Genomic DNA, 17,231 nt, shown 5'->3' on the forward strand with positions numbered 1-17,231 from the left:
ACACACCAAAACACGGAAACGCCGGTTTGACGTATCGCGCGATTGTAGTGCATTCAGCCAAACTAGACAGGCGATCAGGCGCACCACCGACTCGCGCCGGTATCAGAGACGGGTTTCGAAGGGGGGCGATTAGCTCGGCGCGTAGGCCAAGCGTACGTAAATCGGGGCGTACGGTGCGGCTTGTGTCACTTGTAACAACGATTCCCGAGTCAATTCCAACATGGCGATGAAATTGACCACCACCACCGGCACGCCTTCCTGAATATCGAACAGCTCGGTAAATTCCATGAACTGGCGATCTTGCAGCTTGCGCAGCATCAAACTCATATGCTCGCGAACCGATAGGGCTTCCCGTGTGATCTTGTGGTGAGCGACCAGGCGTGCACGCCGGAACAGATCACGAAATGCGGCTGCGAGGTCGTCGGCATCGACGTCCGGCCAGCGCGTGACCAGGCTTTCCTCGACATAGACCTGCGCCTGACGGAAGTCACGTCCGTGCTGTGGCAATTGATCCAGCTGGTGCGCCGCCAGCTTCATTTGCTCGTATTCCAGCAGGCGGCGTACCAATTCCGCTCTGGGATCGGCTACTTCTTCATTGCTGTCGGCCTTCTTCACCGGAAGCAGCATGCGCGATTTGATCTCGATCAACATGGCGGCCATCAGCAGATAGTCCGACGCCAATTCGAGGTTATGTTTGCGGATTTCATCAACATATCCGAGGTACTGCCGCGTCACGTCGGCCATCGGAATGTCGAGCACGTTCAGGTTCTGCTTGCGAATCAGGTACAACAATAGATCCAGCGGTCCTTCGAAGCTTTCCAAAAACACTTCGAGGGCTTGCGGCGGGATGTACAGATCCTGAGGCAGTTTGAACAACGGCTCGCCGTACAGGCGCGCGAAGGCCACGCCGTCGATCACGTCGGGAGTGGAGTCGGTCGCGCCAGGCGCTACCGCCAGCGGACCCGCTGCCGCGGCATCCCTATCCTGCGATGGTCGGCTGCTGCTGCCGGGCGCGACCGGTCCACCGGACACCAGGTCCGGTGGGATCGATGCCGTCATGTCAGATGTTCTGGTAGTACACGTACGGCGTCTGCTTCACGCGCGCATGTGTATCAGCGGCGCGTTGCGCCAGATCGATCGGCTTCTTGTCCCACAACAAGGCGCGGCCGGTTTGCTGCTCCTTGTCGAGTTCGGGATGGGTTGCCTTCAATTCGTTGAGGAATTCTGTGACTTCGGACTTGTACATGGTCGATACAGGATGCAGGCCTGAGTGGCGGGCGCGGCGGCCCGGGGCGGCAAAACGCCGGGGCTTTCGTGACACCCGAGTATGACCGTATTTTAGCCTAAGCGCGGGCATTATCGCCTTACGCTGGCGGGAAATGCGCGCTGTGCATTGATTGCCCGGCCGGTTGCCGCTGTCGGCCGCTCCGAATATGCTGGTTGGACACGTCGTGAAGGGCGACAGTGGTGTCCGGTTTGTGGTCAAATAATCGCGAGTGAGATGCGCTGCCGTTGTCGGGGGCGTGGCAATGACGCAGCAATGCAGCAACGGAGGGTGTGTTTGGGGGGGCGACGACAGTGGATCACCGCGGCCATGTGGCCATTGCCCGTGCGCCTGGCGCCGTCTGGCTGGGCAGCGTGCGTCTGGCGACGGATCAGGCCGAGCGGTCGCGCGTCTGACGCGGGGGCGCGGTCGGGCGTGAGGGGAGTCCATATCAGGTTGCTGGCCCTCTGTTTCGCTTACGCTCCGGCTGCCTGGGCAAACTACGACGTTGACATCGTTGCCCCGCATTCGTTGAAAAAACTGCTGAAACAAAATCTCAACTTATCGCGATTTTCAAAGCGCAAGGACATTGACGCCGAGCAACTGCGTTTCCTGGTCACCGCCGCGCCGCAGCAGGCTCGTGAGCTGGTGCAGACGCGGGGTTACTTCACGCCGGTCATCTCGACGGACTTGCGCACCGACGACGGCAAGTCGTCGGTCACCTTGCGCGTGGCGCCGGGACCGCAGACCACCGTATCCGAGGTAAACCTGTCATTCACTGGAGCGGTGCAGACGGAGGCGCCTGATCGTGCGTTGGCCGCCCGGGTGGCATGGCCCCTGAAACCGGGCGATCCGTTTTCCCAATCGTCGTGGGACGATGCCAAAAAGGCTTCGTTGACGGTGCTGCAGGCCAAGCGGTACCTCGGCGCACGCATCGTGCATTCCGAAGCGAAGATCGATCCGCGGACTCATACGGCGGTGTTGAACGTGGAGTACGGCAGCGGGCCGACCTTCCATCTTGGCCCGATCAAGGTGAACGGCGTCAAACGCTATCCGGAATTCATCGTCGACCACGTGAATCCGCTGCACGAAGGTGAAATCTACGATGCCACGCGCATCCAGACGCTACAGCGTCAGATTCAGAACACGCCGTATTACGCCAGCGTGGCCGTGGATGTCGCCGCAGATCCGGCGCAAGCCGCCGCGGCGCCGGTGTCGGTCAGTCTGAATGAATACCAGTTCCATAGCGTGCGTGCCGGCGTTGGTTATACAACGGACCGGGGGGCGCGCGTGGAGGGCGCCTATTCCTATAACAACGTCTTCAACCGGGCGTATGTGTTCACGATCACGGGGCGCCTGGAGCAAAAGAGCCAATACGGCTCGGTTCAATTGTCGATGCCGCCGGACAGTAAGGGGTACACCAACAGCGCGCTTGCGTCCTATACCCGTACTGATACGGAAGGGACGGTGATCTACAGCTTGCGCACGGGTTTCCAGCGGACCCGGTCGCTGCAGTTTTATGACTATTCCTATTCGTTGCTCTACTACCAGGATCGGTTGGAGCAGAATTCCGGTCCGCCCACGGTCAGTCGGGCGCTGTTGCCCGCGTGGGCCTGGGCGCGGCGCAACGTCGATGATCCAATGTTCCCGCGAAGCGGTAACCTGATCGGCGCCGAGGCGGGTTTCGCGGTCAAGGGGGCGCTGTCCGACGCCACGTTCCTGCGCCTGTACGCGCATGGGCGCCAGTATGTCCCACTCGGAAGGCGTGATCTGTTGCTGTTTCGGGCGGAGTTGGGCGGGGTATTTTCCAATGCGCCTTCCTATCGGATTCCGGCAACGCTGCTGTTTCGCACCGGTGGCGCCACCTCGGTACGGGGTTATGGATACGACAGCATCGGTAACGATGTGGCAGGGAGTGTGCTGCCGACGAAATACCTGATCACCGGCGGCGTCGAGTATCAACATTGGTTCTCGCACGATTGGGGCGCGGCCGTGTTTTACGATGTCGGCACGGCAAGCGATACCTGGGACGAGCGGCGTTTTTACCAGGGGGTTGGCATAGGCGCACGCTGGCGCAGCCCCGTCGGACCGCTGAACGTCGACGTGGGATACGGCATACAAAACCGGAGCATCCGGCCTTACCTGACGCTTGGCGTCGCGTTCTGAGGGCGCAGCATGGAACCGACGACAGCACACGCATCGCACCCGAGCACGGTGCCACCGCCTGACGGCAATGCGGCAGGGAGCGCCGCTTCGGTCGGCAGCCGCTTGCATGGCGGCAACGAGGCGATGGACCTGAATGCGGCAGGTGAGGGTGCACGTGTCGCGCAAGCCGCGCCTGCAGGTGGGCAGGGCGGGGGCAATGGGGACGGGAGCGGCAAGCCGCCACGTCGTCGGGGCTGGCAGCGCGGCGGGCGGGTGCTGCTATGGCTGGTCGCCGTTATCTTCATCGTGGTGGTGGCGCTGGCGGGCACGCTTGCGTGGGTTGTACACACCGATACGGGCACCCGAACGGCCTGGCGCATCGCCACGTACGTGCTGAAAGGCCGTCTGTCCGGCGTCCTCGATGGCGGCGCGCTGCAAAACGGCATCCGCATGCATGATGTGCGCTGGCATAGCGGTGCGACCGACATCCGGATCGATCGATTGGCGGGCCGCTGGAGGCTACACCGTGTCGCCGCCGCCCCGGCATTGCCCATCATCGCTGCGCCGCCGGTGCCCGCACCGATGACGGCATCGGGCGTCGCGACGTCCGCCGCCTCATCCGTTGTCGCCGCATCGACCGCGGGAGCGCCGTCTACCAGCGGCGACACGGCATTGTCCACGGGGGACGGTGCATTCCCAAAGGCGGCGGGGACGGCATCGCCGGGTCATTTGCCACACTGGCGTTTCACCGTCGATTACCTGCGGGTGGGTACCGTCGATGTGCGGACCGGACCGTCAAGCGGCGACGCCTCCTCCTCCTTGACGATGCCGACGTCGCTGCGTTCTCCATTGCAGTTCGAGGTACGGGATGTCCGAGTGGAACGGATCGCGCTGCATGGCGGTGGGGACGAGACCGACATCGACGAACTGGCGTTGCAGGGTGCCAGTGATGGTCGCCACCACGCGATGGTCTTGCAGGGCGTTCGTACCCCATACGGTACGGCGACGGCGGGACTGGCGATCGATGGTGTCGCGCCATTCGCATTGCACGGTGATCTGCGCATCGCCACGAATGTGAAAACACAGGCCGTGACGGCAAACGCAACTCTGTCCGGCAACCTGGAAGCACTGAAGGTTCATCTCGACGCGACAGGCTATAAACTGGCGGCGCGTGCCGATATCGAGGCCAGTCCGTTTGCGGCGGTGCCGTTCCGGACCGTGTCGATCGCCGCCGACCATATCGATCCCTCGGTGCTCAGTGCCGGTGCCTCATCCGCTGATCTGCGCGTCCGTGCGCTATTGTCGCCAGTAGCGTCGGACCCACCAGCAGGACCAGCAGCATCGGGCGCGGCAATCGGCGCGGCGGCCGCGGCACCGACAACCGCGTCGACGGTGGCGTCTAACGCAGCATCGCCCGTGGCGTCGGCAGTGACGCCCAACGTGGCGTCTAGCGCAGCGGCCTCGCCGGCAGCGCGTCGGGCGGCCGTGTCAGGGCTCGTCGTGGCGGGGACGATCGATATCGACAATGCGATCCCAGGTCGAATCGATGCACAGCGCTTGCCCTTCGTCAGCGCGCATGCCCGCGTGCAGCTCGACGCCACGCGGCAGGTCATCGACGCGCTGCGCATCGCATTGCTCGATGACGCATCGATCACTGGCAGCGGCCAGTATGCGCAAGGCAAGGGGCAACTGGACCTGCGCGTGTCCCGTCTTGATCTGCATGCGGTCCATTCCGCCCTGCGACGGACAGCACTTGGCGGCGATATCGGTGTGCGCCTCGACGGCGCGCAACAAAACGTGACACTGCAACTCGCGGACCCGCACGCGCGCATCGCGTTGCGAGGGACGGTCAAGGCCACGGCGACGCAGACGATGTTCGATGCCGTGCGGCTCAATGCCGGCGATGGCGAATTGCGGCTTGATGGCACCCTCGGCCGCGATGCCGACGCGAAGTTCGCGCTAAAAGGCACGTTGCATGACGTCGATCCGCTGGCCCTGCTCGACGATCGCGCCACGACCCAGGGTGCAACGCCCGCGCGGCGCGCGCGGGGAGCCTCCGGACGTGTCACCAACGGCGACACCGGTATTGCGCGGCGCGGCGACGGCACGGCCAAGACCGCGAGTGAAAGACAAGGGGATTCGACGACGCGTGCTGCCCACCGAACGACGACTGCGGCAAAAACCACCGCGTCGATCGGCACATCCGTTTCAACAGGGGGGAAGCGCATCCAGGCCCGGGTGTCCGGTAAATTCGACGTCACCGGCCGGCTTGCGCCCACCCTGGCGGCGCGAATCGCCTTTGCTCTGGGCGACAGCGAGTACAACGGCTTGCCGCTCACCGGCGACGGCACCGTGCAATTGGCGGGTTCCCGTCTGTTGCCGAGTCGCGCCCATCTCTCCGTGGCAGGCAATCTGGTGGATTTGAACGGCAGCTTTGGCGCGCGGGGCGATCGCCTGGCCTTTCGCGTCGACGCCCCGGATATCAGCAGGCTCGGTTTTGGCCTTTCGGGCGCGGTGCAGGCACAAGGTGATGTGACGGGTTCGATCGCGCATCCCGATGTCACCGCGCGCTATGATGCGTCCCATCTGGTTTTCGGTACCATCAGCGCGCAACGGGCCCATGGACAGGCGGAGTTGCGTGATGGCGCGAATGGCGCATTGAACCTCTCGGTGGACGGTAGCGATATCGATGCACCGGGTGTGACGTTGCAGACGTTGAGCGCACGCATTGCCGGTACGCGTGCAAAGCACACGATCGACGCCACGATGCACGGCTCCGTGCATGGCAATCTCATCGATGCCAGCATCGCCGCGCAAGGTGGCCTGTTCGATGCGGCCCCCACACGCCAAGGCAAGGCGACGCCTGCGCGTCGCGACGCGCAGGACAAACCGACGGAAGGGACAGCCCGTGCGGCCGACACGTCCGTATCCGCGTCGTCATCCGGCGGCGGGATGGGCTGGCGCGGCACGATCAGTCGACTCGAGAATCGGGGCACGCCGGCCATTGCCCTTGCGGCACCTGTCAGTGTGGTGGCCGCACCAGGCGACATCGAGTTGGGGCGGACGCAGATGACGCTCGAAGGCGCCACCATCGACATTCAAAGCCTGTTCTATCGTGCCGGCCAGATCCGCTCGGCCGGCCGTGTCGCCAGTATCGATGTGGGTCGATTGCTGGCGTTGCAGGCGCAGATGACTGACCAGCCAGCGCCCCAGAATCTCACCGACCTGGTCTTCGATGGCGATTGGAACCTGTCGCTCGCGGATACCGCCAGCGGCTATCTCCAACTCCAGCGTCGTAGTGGTGATATCCAGATTACGACAGGACAAGGTCGTGCCGGGCTGGGCCTCGAGCAACTGCGCGCTCGCGTGGATTTTACAGGGGCGCGCCAGGCGCACTTGACCGTTCAGGCCAACGCCGCGCGCATCGGGCAGGTGAGTGCCGACTTGCACGCCGGTCTCGTGGTGGAAGACGGCATGCTGACCGTGGGACCGGACTCGGCGCTATCGGGCACCGTGACGGGGGATGTGCCGTCGTTGCGGACGACCGGCGGCCTGCTTGGACCCGCCTATCTGTTCGATGGTGCGTTGGCGTTGCGGCTGCAGGTTGCCGGCACTTTCGGCAAGCCCCGGTTGTCGGGCTCGCTGAAGGGCAGCCAGTTGAATGCCCAGTTGCTCGACCAGGGTGTGCAATTGCGCGATGGCGTCATCGATATCGGTATCGACGAGAATCTGATGACGTTCCGGCAAGTGGTCTTCCACGGTAGCAGCGGCACACTGCGGGCCACCGGCCAGGTGCGCCTGGACGCGGATGATCCCACGATCGCGGCGAAGATCGTCGCAGACAAGCTCGAACTGTTCGGAACACCGGATAGGCAACTGCAACTGTCCGGACAGGCCACGCTTGAAAATGCAGGTCCGGAGGGCGGCGTCGCGGTTGATGGCAAGTTCGTCGTCGATCACGCCCTGTTCGATCTGCCGGAATCATCGGCGCCTTCGCTGGGAGACGATGTGGTGATCGTCCGGTCGAACGGGCAGCCTACGCCCGCGGTCCCGAAAAAGGGCGTGCCGGGCGCTGAAAAACCGGTGGGTAAGTACGCGCCACGCGCCAATATATCGATTGATCTGGGGCGTAATTTCCGATTCCGAGGTGAAGGCGCGGATCTCGGTTTGACGGGCGGCCTGACGGTGGTCAGTGCGCCAAACGTTCCGCTGTCCGCGCAGGGATCGGTCAATGTGGCGAACGGCTCGACGTATACGGCATTTGGCCGGAAGCTGAATATCGAGACAGGCTTTTTTACGTTCAACGGGCCGATCGATAATCCGTCGATCAACCTGCTGGCGATGCGTCGGAACCAGGAAGTGGAAGCGGGCGTGCGCGTGCGCGGAACGTTACGGGCGCCCGATGCCCAATTGGTGTCGGAGCCGAGTGTACCCGACAACGAGAAGCTCTCCTGGCTGCTGTTCGGCCATGGCACGGACTCCGGCCAGAATCTCGGTCAACAGAATACCGTCGACGCCGCGCTGGCACTGCTGGGTAGCGCCGGAGGCAAGCGGATCGCGCAGACCGTGGGCCTCGACGAATTCACGATCGGGTCAAGCGATTCGGGCCTGACCGATGCCCAGGTCGTCCAAGTCGCGAAGGCCTTGAACGAACACTTCGTCCTGGGCTACGAGCAGGCGCTGCAATCCACGGGGTCCCTGTTCAAGTTGACTTGGCTGTTAAGCCGCAGTTGGTCCGTGGCCCTGCAGGCCGGCACTTACAACGGTGTCTTCCTGCTTTACGTTCACCGTTTCGACTGACGGTGCGGGAGGCGAGACAGCAGCGCGATGCGTCGACGCCTGTTCATTGGCCGTATCGAAGTATCGCGCCCGGTCCCGATCAGCCGATGCGCATGCCCGGCTGCGCGCCGGAATCTGGTTCGAGAACCCACAAGCCGCGCCCTTCAGCCGGTTGGTCCTTGCTGCCCGCCGCCGAGAGCACCATGCCTTCGGACACGCCGAACTTCATCTTGCGCGGCGCCAGATTCGCAACGACCACCGTCAAGCGACCAACTAGTTCTTCCGGCTTGTAAGCGGACTGGATGCCGGAGAATACGTTGCGCAGGCGACCCTCGTTCAGGTCCAGGGACAGTTGCAGCAGCTTCGTCGATCCCTCCACGGCCTTGCAATCGACGATGCGCGCCACGCGCAGGTCGACGCGGGCAAAGTCATCGATCGTGATGTACGCGTCGCCTTGCTCACCGCTATCGGCGGATGGTGCCGGTTTGGTCTTGTCGCCGTTGCTGGCGGATTTTGCCTCGGACTTCGCGTTCTTCGCCGACGTTGTATCTGTCGCCGCACCCTCGGACGTCAGGGAATCCCGGTTGGCCGCCAGCAACTTCTCGATCTGCTTGATGTCCACGCGTGTGGTCAGGTGCTTGTAGGGCGACACCGGCTGCGATGATGACAGCGGTTGTGTCACCGCGGCCCAGGTCAGCGGCGCCACGCCGAGCATCTGCTCGACCGCGGCCGCAATCGTCGGCACCACCGGCTTTAAACCGATCGTCAGCAGCCGGAACGCTTCCAGGCTGATGCTGCAAGTCTCATGCAACGCGGCGGCCTGCGTTTCGTCCTTTGCCTGTTCCCATGGTTTCGCGCCATCGACGAAGCCATTGACGGTATCCGCCAACTCCATGACCAGACGGATTGCGCGGCTGTATTCGCGCGCTTCGTAATGTGTGGCCACCTGTGGAATGCCGGCGCGCAGTTTTTCCAGCAAAGGATGCGACATCACCGTGTCGAGCACCTTGCCGTCAAAGCGCTTGACGAGGAAATTCGCGGTACGGCTGGCGATATTGACGTATTTGCCGACAATGTCGCTATTGACACGGGCAATGAAATCTTCGAGGTTCAGGTCGATGTCTTCCACCGCGCTGTTCAGCTTTGCCGCGAAGTAATAACGCAGCCAGTCCGGGTTCAGGCCCGTATCGATAAAGCTGCTGGCTGTGATGAACGTGCCGCGCGATTTCGACATCTTCTGGCCATCGACAGTCAGAAAGCCATGGGCGAACACATTGGTCGGTGTGCGATGGCCCGAGAACTGCAGCATGGCGGGCCAGAACAGCGTATGGAAGCGCAGGATGTCCTTGCCGATAAAGTGATATTGCTCGGTAGTGCTGTCCGGGCGTACCCACTCATCGAAGTTCAGACCGCGCTGCGCGCACAGATTCTTGAAGCTGGCGTAATAGCCGAGCGGCGCGTCCACCCAGACGTAGAAATACTTGCCGGGCGCATCCGGAATCTCGAAGCCGAAATAGGGCGCGTCACGAGAGATATCCCAGTCGCCGAGCTTGTTGTCGCCATCCTCGCCGAGCCATTCGCGCATCTTGTTCGTCGCTTCGGGCTGGGCCAGCTTGCCGACCCATTCACGCAGGAAGGATTCACAGCGCGGATCGGACAGCGTGAAGAAGTAATGGGTCGATGTCTTGCGTACGGGCGTGGCGCCCGAGACCACGGAGTACGGGTCTTTCAGTTCGGTCGGGTCGTAGGTCGAGCCACAGACTTCGCAAGAGTCACCGTACTGGTCCTTCGCCGCGCAGACAGGGCAGGTGCCCTTGATGTAGCGGTCCGGCAGAAACATCGCGCGCACCGGATCGAAAAATTGCTCGATGTCCCGCGTCTGAATCAGGCCGGCATCCCGAAGCGCCAGATAGGTGCGCTCCGACAAGGCCTTGTTTTCCGGGGAGTCGGTCGTGTAGAAATTGTCAAACGAGATACCGAAGTCGTCGAAATCGCGCTTGTGCTCGGTCCAGACCCGCTCGATCAACTGCTTGGGCGTCAGGCCTTCCTTTTCCGCGCGGAGCATCACCGGCGTGCCATGCGTGTCGTCGGCGCCGCAGTAATAGACCTCGTGACCATGCATCCGATGCATCCGGACCCAGACATCGGTCTGGATGTATTCGACCAGATGGCCGATATGAATCGGGCCGTTGGCATAAGGCAGAGCGGAGGTGACGAGCAGGCGGCGGGAAGCGTTGGCTGACATAGGACGTTGGAAAGAGTTCGGTACAGGCTAAGCCCCCGATTCTAACAGTCCGCGCCAAAAAGACCGGGGCAGAACGCCCCGGAGCAACAACGACAAGAGGAGAATGGCACGCTACGGTCAGGCACCGTCACATGCCATCAAGTCAGACAGGCGCAATGCCAGAGAGTTCGCGGTTTTTCTTAAAAAACTACGTTGACCTCTTTCTCGCTCTATGTCGCGCAACGTCGGTTAATTTGTGGCTTACTGTCCGTGCTGGCGCGTGGCGCGGAGAAAGATTTCGACGCGACGATTCTGCGCTCGGCCGGCTTCGGTTGAATTGTCGGCAATCGGCTGGGTCTGGCCGCGTCCTTCGGCAGCCAGGCGATTGGCTGCCACGCCATGCTGCACCAAATAACCCGCAACGCTTTGCGCGCGGTTCTGTGACAACGTCTGGTTATAAGCAGGGCTGCCGGTGCTATCCGTATGGCCGACGACCTGGGCCACCAATTCCGGATTCTCGGTCATCGATTGGGCAACCTGATCGAGGACTGGCGCGAACGACGGCTTGACCTCGTAGCTGTTCGTGTCGAAGGACACCGAACTCGGTATATTCACTTTCAGCGAGCCATCCTGTTGCTCGGTGATCTGTGTGCCGGTACCCTTGCTGGCGCCGCTCAAGCGCGATTTGATGGCGCCCCAGTTATAGCCAGTGATGCCGCCGGCGGCGGCCCCCAGCGTGCCCCCGATGATCGCGCCGGTACGATTGCCCAGCAGGGCGCCGATGCCGGCGCCCACCGCCGCGCCGGCGCCGGTGCCCACGGCGGTATTGGTCTGCTGTTGATTTGCGCACCCGGTGAACAGCATTGCCGTGCACAACACGCCGATTGCTGGCAGGACGGACAGCCGCACGCCGCGGCGAGCTCCAGTGCGGTGAGCGGCGCGGTGCGGGGTGCCGGCCAGGGGTTGACGGGCGAGTAGGGTCTTGCGATTCATCTGAAACTCCTATTGCGGACACGGATACGATGGTCCTGGCAGCGCCAAGAACTGCGCGTTGCCAGGCAACGGAGCCGACTGCGCCATGATGCCGTCGGGCATGCCGCGCAGATCGGCTCGGAAAGAATGGCCGGCTCGACATACAATGCTGCGATCAACCGCGGACGCGAGGCTATGCGGTACATCGAGGGCGGCAACGGCCGCAAAGACGTCGGTTGCTTACCGGGTTTTCCTTACGGGGTCTATCAGACCTCGCACGCCCGATGCGCGACCATGTGCGTAGATGCGGCGGGCTTTTATCCTATCAGGAGCTTGCCGTGCTGCGCTTGCATATGCAATCGATGTAACAGTGCCTTGCAAAATAATCGCCGCGAGCAGGCAGGAGAACAGGATGGTGAACCAGCAAATCGTCGAGGCCGCCGTGGCGGCAGTGCTCGACCCTTATACCGGCGCGCCGCTCGGTGCGGCCAAGGCGGTGCGAGACGTCGTCGTCACCCCCGAGCGCATCACGCTGCGCGTCACGGTCGGCTATCCGTCCGTGTCGGCGGCGCCGACGCTGCGGGCACGCGTGGAGGACGCCGTGCGGGCGGCGATCCGGACGGCGGGAGGGGCTGACGGACAGGACGGCGCGTCGCCTGACGTGCAGGTGGCAATCGACCATAAGATTGTCGCGCACGCGGTGCAGAGGGGGGTGAAGCTGTTGCCGAACGTGAAGAACATCATCGCGGTGGCGTCCGGCAAAGGTGGCGTGGGCAAGAGTACGACGGCGGCAAATATCGCCTTGGCGTTGGTCGCCGACGGTGCGCGCGTAGGGGTGCTGGATGCGGACATTTATGGTCCGTCGCAGCCGTTGTTGCTGGGCATTTCGGGGAAGCCGGAGACGACCGATGGCAAATCGATGGAGCCCATGACCGGTCATGGCCTGCAAGTCAATTCGATCGGTTTCCTCGTGGCGCAGGATAACCCGATGGTCTGGCGTGGTCCGATGGTGTCGTCTGCGCTTGATCAGCTTTTGAACCAGACGAATTGGCAGGACCTCGACTACCTGATCGTCGATATGCCACCCGGTACCGGCGACATTCAGTTGACGCTGGCGCAGAAAGTGCCGGTGACGGGCGCGGTGATCGTCACCACGCCGCAAGACCTGGCGCTGCTGGATGCGCGCAAGGGGCTGAAAATGTTCGAGAAAGTGGGAATCCCCATCCTCGGCATCGTAGAAAACATGAGCATTCATGTATGCTCGAATTGCGGCCATGCCGAACCTATCTTCGGCAGCGGCGGGGCCGAGCGGATGTGTGGTGACTACAATGTGGATTTTCTCGGCGCGCTGCCGCTGGATATCGCCATCAGGCAGCAAGCCGACGCAGGCGTCCCGACGGTCGTGGCGGCGCCGGATGGTGCGATTGCCGGTGCGTATCGGGATATCGCGCGTCGGATAGCGGTGTCGGTTGCGGCGAAGCATCGCGACATGTCCGCGAAGTTCCCGACGATCGTCGTGCAGAATTCTTAGGCAGCAGGGGAGGATAGATGACCGAATGCAAGCAAGCGAACCGTGGCGATGATCTGCATGAAAGACGGCAGGTTGCGGCCCCGCTTGCAGGGTCGGATGCCTTGGCGGGCGTGCCGGCGAAGGGCGCGGCGATGAGGTCGGGTAGATGGTGGCGCCATGCGCGGGCGGCGTGCATGGCCGGCGCTGCCAGCGTGGCGCTCGGCGGGTGCGCCGTTTTTGTGACCCACCCCCTGCGCGCCGATGCGACATTGCGTCCCACGCCTGGGCATACGGCACGTGGCACGGTGGCGCTGACGCAGCGTCCCGAGGGCGTGCAGGTGACATACGACATCGTCGGGCTGACGCCGAACACCGCCCACGCGTTTGCCTTGCATCAGGGGGGCGATTGTGGCGGCCCCGACGCCGGTCACGTCGGGCCGCGTCTGGAGCTGGCCGATATCGTTCCGCCCGGCACGGCGCTGGCGCGCCAGCGGGAAAGCAGCGGCGGTGTCGGGTTGACCCGCGACGCGATCAGTCCCGCCTGGCAGGATGACGCGCTGACACGGATATGGGCGGATGCCACCGGCACGGCCGTGGGATTCTTCGTGCTGCCGGAGATGTCGTTGGACGGCCTGCGGTCCATTGTCGGACGGACCCTCGTCGTGCATGAGGGGTATGTCGATCGTGCGAGCCTTGCCGAGGAGCAGGCCAGGCAGCAGGCCGGCGACGCCGCGGAACGGTCGGCGGCGAAGCGGTCCGGAAAGCCCAGTGGCAAGAAAGGGGCGCCGTCATCCGGCAAACGCAAGCCGGGTGACGCGGATCTGCCGGGCGACTCTCCGGACAGCGTCCATCTGCGCTGGCCGGTACCACCCACGAAGGACCCGGCGGGAGGGGTGCTGGCCTGCGGCGTCGTGCATCGTTGAGCGGCCCGCGACACCGCAGTGGTTTGCGGGTATCTGCTCCCTCCCCCGCAAGCAACGTCTTTACCGCGTGGCAATCGAGTAGAATGCCGCTTTTATCGATCCTGCCGTGCGGTGCGTCCGCGCGGTTGCTCAAGACGCTTGCCCCGAGATGACGATTAAATCCGATAACTGGATTCGCCGCATGGCGGAATCCGACAAGATGATCGAGCCGTTCGAACCCGACCAAGTCAGGGTGGGCGAGCATGGCCAGAAGGTCGTGAGCTATGGCACGTCGAGCTACGGCTACGACATCCGTTGCGCTGACGAATTCAAGATTTTTACCAATATCAATTCGACGATCGTCGATCCGAAGAATTTCGACGAGAAGTCGTTCGTCGATTTCAAGGGCGATGTCTGTATCATCCCGCCGAATTCTTTCGCGCTGGCACGTACCGTCGAATATTTCCGCATCCCGCGTAACGTGCTGACGGTGTGCCTCGGCAAGTCGACCTATGCGCGTTGCGGCATCATCGTCAACGTGACGCCGTTCGAGCCGGAGTGGGAGGGGTATGTCACCCTCGAGTTTTCGAACACCACGCCGCTGCCGGCCAAGATCTACGCCAATGAGGGTGTGGCGCAAGTGCTGTTTTTTGAAAGCGACGAGGTCTGCCAGACTTCGTACCGGGATCGTGGCGGTAAATATCAGTCGCAGGTAGGCGTGACCCTGCCGAAGACCTGAGCGGCGTTGGTTTGGCCCGGAGCCGCCGGCACAGCCGAGACGGACGGCACCGGATCGATCCGGTGAACGGCGCGTGTCGTGGCACCCGCCCGGGCCGCATCGTGACATGGCTTTGCTTTTGTCGCACGGGCTTCACATTATTCGTCCAGGCTTTCTCGTTCTTATTTTCGTCGGGCGCACGTGGTGGCCGGGTTTCTTCGGTATGCCACGCTTTCCTTGACGCGTTTTTCGTCCATCCCGAGTGGCTTCGCTTGCCATCGGCGCTTTCGACGGAGTTCTCCGCATGAAATTTCGCTTTCCCGTCGTCATTATCGACGAGGACTTCCGTTCCGAGAACATCTCGGGTTCCGGCATCCGCTCGCTCGCCGAGGCGATTGAAAAAGAAGGCATGGAAGTACTCGGCCTCACCAGCTATGGCGACCTGACATCGTTTGCGCAGCAGGCGAGCCGGGCATCCTGCTTCATCCTGTCGATCGACGATGACGAATTTGGTCTGGTGGACGACAACGAGGCCGGCGAACTGGCGCACGCGATCGTCGCGTTACGTGCATTCGTGGATGCGGTGCGCCGTCGCAATGCGGACCTGCCGATTTTCCTGTATGGGGAAACGCGCACGTCGCGGCATATTCCGAACGATGTGTTGCGGGAGTTGCACGGCTTCATTCATATGTTCGAAGACACGCCGGAGTTCGTCGCGCGTCACATCATTCGCGAGGCGAAGACCTATCTCGACTCGCTGGCGCCGCCGTTTTTCCGTGCCCTTACGCATTACGCGGCCGATGGTTCCTATTCGTGGCACTGCCCGGGCCACTCGGGTGGCGTGGCATTCCTGAAGAGTCCGCTGGGGCAGATGTTCCACCAGTTCTTTGGTGAGAACATGCTGCGTTCGGACGTCTGCAACGCGGTGGACGAGCTTGGCCAGTTGCTGGATCACACCGGCCCGGTGGCACGCTCCGAGCAGAACGCCGCGCGGATCTTCTCGGCCGATCACCTGTTCTTCGTCACCAACGGCACCTCGACGTCGAACAAGATCGTCTGGCACGCCACCGTGGCGCCGGGCGACATCGTGCTGGTGGACCGTAACTGCCACAAGTCGATCCTCCATGCGATCACGATGACGGGTGCGATTCCGATTTTCCTGACGCCCACGCGGAACCACTACGGCTTGATCGGTCCGATTCCGCTCGACGAGTTCCGCCCGGAGAACATCCGCAAGAAGATCGAGGCGAATCCGTTCGCGCGCGAGGCCTTGCAGAAGAATCCGTCGATGAAGCCACGCATTCTGACGATCACACAGAGTACCTACGACGGGGTGGTGTACAACGTCGAGATGATCAAGGACCTGCTCGGCGATCTGGTGGATACGCTGCATTTCGACGAAGCCTGGCTGCCACACGCCGAATTCCACAGCTTCTATAAGAACATGCATGCAATGGGGCATGACCGGCCTCGTACGCGGGCGCTCGTGTTCGCCACGCATTCGACGCACAAACTGCTGGCCGGCATCTCGCAGGCCTCGCAGATCCTGGTGCAGGATTCGGCGCAGTCGACGTTCGACAAGCACCGCTTCAATGAAGCGTATCTGATGCACACGTCGACCAGCCCGAACTACGCGATCATCGCTTCGTGCGACGTGGCGGCCGCGATGATGGAAGCGCCGGGCGGCACCGCGTTGGTGGAGGAGTCGATCGCCGAAGCGTTGGACTTCCGTCGCGCCATGCGCAAGGTGGGACACGACTACGCCGAAGACTGGTGGTTCTCTGTATGGGGGCCGGACTCCCTTGCGAACGAAGGGATCGGCGACCGGGAGGAGTGGATGCTGCGCCCCGGTGATCGCTGGCATGGCTTCGGTAACCTGGCTGACGGTTTCAACATGTTGGACCCGATCAAGGCGACCATCGTCACGCCGGGCCTCGACATCGACGGCGAGTTCGGCGAAAGCGGCATCCCTGCCGCGATCGTGACCAAATATCTGGCCGAACACGGCATCATCGTCGAGAAGACCGGTTTGTATTCGTTCTTTATCATGTTCACCATCGGCATCACCAAGGGCCGCTGGAACAGCATGGTCACCGAGTTGCAGCAGTTCAAGGACGACTACGATGCGAACCAGCCATTGTGGCGTGTGCTGCCGGAGTTCGCGGCTCAATTCCCGCAATACGAGCGAGTAGGGCTGCGCGATCTGTGCAACCAGATCCACAGCGTCTATCGTGCGAACGATATCGCACGGGTGACCACGGAGATGTATCTGTCGAATATGGAGCCGGCGATGAAACCGGCAGATGCCTTCGCGAAACTGGCCCACCGGGAAATCGATCGGGTACCCATCGACGAATTGGACGGACGCGTTACCAGTATCCTGCTGACGCCGTATCCGCCGGGCATTCCGTTGCTGGTCCCCGGTGAGCGATTCAACAAGATCATCGTTCAGTACCTGAAGTTCGCACGCGATTTCAACGAGCGCTTTCCAGGCTTCCATACCGACATCCATGGTCTCGTCGGCGAGGTGATCAACGGTCGCATCGAATATTTCGTCGACTGCGTGCGTTGATCGTTTCGCACACTGCACCGTCGGCGCTACGCTGCGCCGATGTCTCTTACGACAGCGGCGCCGTGTCGTTTTTTCACCGCATCGGCATTGTCGTTCCCTTCGGAAATCCCATGCAAAACCCTGCCGCGCCGTGCGTTTTCCACAC

Annotated in this window: 10 protein-coding genes; 6 read left to right on the forward strand and 4 right to left on the reverse strand. The window is 62.5% G+C overall.

Features of this window, described 5'->3' with window-relative positions; all coding sequences use genetic code 11:
• Positions 1-129 precede the first annotated feature (129 nt).
• On the reverse strand, positions 130-1,059 hold the full coding sequence (locus SJQ66_RS18850) for a segregation and condensation protein A (protein WP_082102339.1): 930 nt from the start codon (positions 1,057-1,059) through the stop codon (positions 130-132).
• 1 nt (position 1,060) lies between these two features.
• Entirely contained in the window at positions 1,061-1,246 is a 186-nt protein-coding gene (locus tag SJQ66_RS18855) for a DUF3460 family protein (protein WP_024902711.1), read from the reverse strand.
• 348 nt (positions 1,247-1,594) lie between these two features.
• Here SJQ66_RS18855 and SJQ66_RS18860 point away from each other — a divergent pair, with 348 nt between their 5' ends.
• Both SJQ66_RS18860 and SJQ66_RS18865 read left to right on the forward strand, forming a co-directional pair.
• On the forward strand, positions 1,595-3,430 hold the full coding sequence (locus tag SJQ66_RS18860) for an autotransporter assembly complex protein TamA (RefSeq protein WP_024902712.1): 1,836 nt from the start codon (positions 1,595-1,597) through the stop codon (positions 3,428-3,430).
• Positions 3,431-3,439: 9 nt separating this feature from the next.
• Positions 3,440-8,209, forward strand: coding sequence for a translocation/assembly module TamB domain-containing protein (locus SJQ66_RS18865; RefSeq protein ID WP_320535157.1), 4,770 nt, complete (start codon positions 3,440-3,442; stop codon positions 8,207-8,209).
• Positions 8,210-8,288: 79 nt separating this feature from the next.
• On the opposite strand, the gene metG is transcribed toward SJQ66_RS18865, so the two are convergent.
• Together metG and SJQ66_RS18875 are read right to left on the reverse strand one after the other, a co-directional pair.
• Positions 8,289-10,433, reverse strand: a complete 2,145-nt coding sequence (metG, locus tag SJQ66_RS18870) for a methionine--tRNA ligase (protein ID WP_024902713.1) — start codon at positions 10,431-10,433, stop codon at positions 8,289-8,291.
• A 240-nt stretch (positions 10,434-10,673) separates the two neighbouring features.
• Positions 10,674-11,276 carry a YiaD family glycine zipper/OmpA-like lipoprotein gene (locus SJQ66_RS18875; RefSeq protein WP_046151951.1) on the reverse strand — a complete coding sequence of 201 codons (603 nt, stop codon included), beginning with the start codon at positions 11,274-11,276 and terminating at the stop codon, positions 10,674-10,676.
• 520 nt (positions 11,277-11,796) lie between these two features.
• Between SJQ66_RS18875 and apbC the strand changes: the two genes are divergently transcribed.
• The 4 genes from apbC to SJQ66_RS18895 all read left to right on the forward strand — a co-directional run bounded on the left by apbC (position 11,797) and on the right by SJQ66_RS18895 (position 17,086).
• A complete protein-coding gene (apbC, locus tag SJQ66_RS18880; protein WP_320535158.1) occupies positions 11,797-12,915 on the forward strand; it encodes an iron-sulfur cluster carrier protein ApbC in 1,119 nt (372 codons plus the stop codon).
• 17 nt (positions 12,916-12,932) lie between these two features.
• Positions 12,933-13,817, forward strand: a complete 885-nt coding sequence (locus tag SJQ66_RS18885; RefSeq protein WP_024902716.1) for a superoxide dismutase family protein — start codon at positions 12,933-12,935, stop codon at positions 13,815-13,817.
• A gap of 148 nt (positions 13,818-13,965) precedes the next feature.
• The gene (dcd, locus tag SJQ66_RS18890) at positions 13,966-14,535 is read left to right on the forward strand and encodes a dCTP deaminase (protein WP_024902717.1); all 570 of its coding nucleotides are present in this window, start codon (positions 13,966-13,968) and stop codon (positions 14,533-14,535) included.
• Positions 14,536-14,818: 283 nt separating this feature from the next.
• The gene (locus SJQ66_RS18895; RefSeq protein WP_024902718.1) at positions 14,819-17,086 is read left to right on the forward strand and encodes an arginine/lysine/ornithine decarboxylase; all 2,268 of its coding nucleotides are present in this window, start codon (positions 14,819-14,821) and stop codon (positions 17,084-17,086) included.
• The last annotated feature ends 145 nt before the right edge of the window (positions 17,087-17,231 follow it).

Origin of the sequence: Robbsia andropogonis (genome assembly GCF_034047095.1) — a bacterium.
GTDB classification, from domain to species: Bacteria; Pseudomonadota; Gammaproteobacteria; order Burkholderiales; family Burkholderiaceae; genus Robbsia; species Robbsia andropogonis.

What these genes read in the sequence shown, in the direction of transcription:
- SJQ66_RS18850 (WP_082102339.1), bottom strand. Translation starts at nt 1,059, where the DNA reads ATGACGGCATCGATCCCACCGGACCTGGTGTCCGGTGGACCGGTCGCG.
- SJQ66_RS18855 (WP_024902711.1), bottom strand. Translation starts at nt 1,246, where the DNA reads ATGTACAAGTCCGAAGTCACAGAATTCCTCAACGAATTGAAGGCAACC.
- SJQ66_RS18860 (WP_024902712.1), top strand. Translation starts at nt 1,595, where the DNA reads ATGTGGCCATTGCCCGTGCGCCTGGCGCCGTCTGGCTGGGCAGCGTGC.
- SJQ66_RS18865 (WP_320535157.1), top strand. Translation starts at nt 3,440, where the DNA reads ATGGAACCGACGACAGCACACGCATCGCACCCGAGCACGGTGCCACCG.
- metG (WP_024902713.1), bottom strand. Translation starts at nt 10,433, where the DNA reads ATGTCAGCCAACGCTTCCCGCCGCCTGCTCGTCACCTCCGCTCTGCCT.
- SJQ66_RS18875 (WP_046151951.1), bottom strand. Translation starts at nt 11,276, where the DNA reads ATGCTGTTCACCGGGTGCGCAAATCAACAGCAGACCAATACCGCCGTG.
- apbC (WP_320535158.1), top strand. Translation starts at nt 11,797, where the DNA reads ATGGTGAACCAGCAAATCGTCGAGGCCGCCGTGGCGGCAGTGCTCGAC.
- SJQ66_RS18885 (WP_024902716.1), top strand. Translation starts at nt 12,933, where the DNA reads ATGACCGAATGCAAGCAAGCGAACCGTGGCGATGATCTGCATGAAAGA.
- dcd (WP_024902717.1), top strand. Translation starts at nt 13,966, where the DNA reads ATGACGATTAAATCCGATAACTGGATTCGCCGCATGGCGGAATCCGAC.
- SJQ66_RS18895 (WP_024902718.1), top strand. Translation starts at nt 14,819, where the DNA reads ATGAAATTTCGCTTTCCCGTCGTCATTATCGACGAGGACTTCCGTTCC.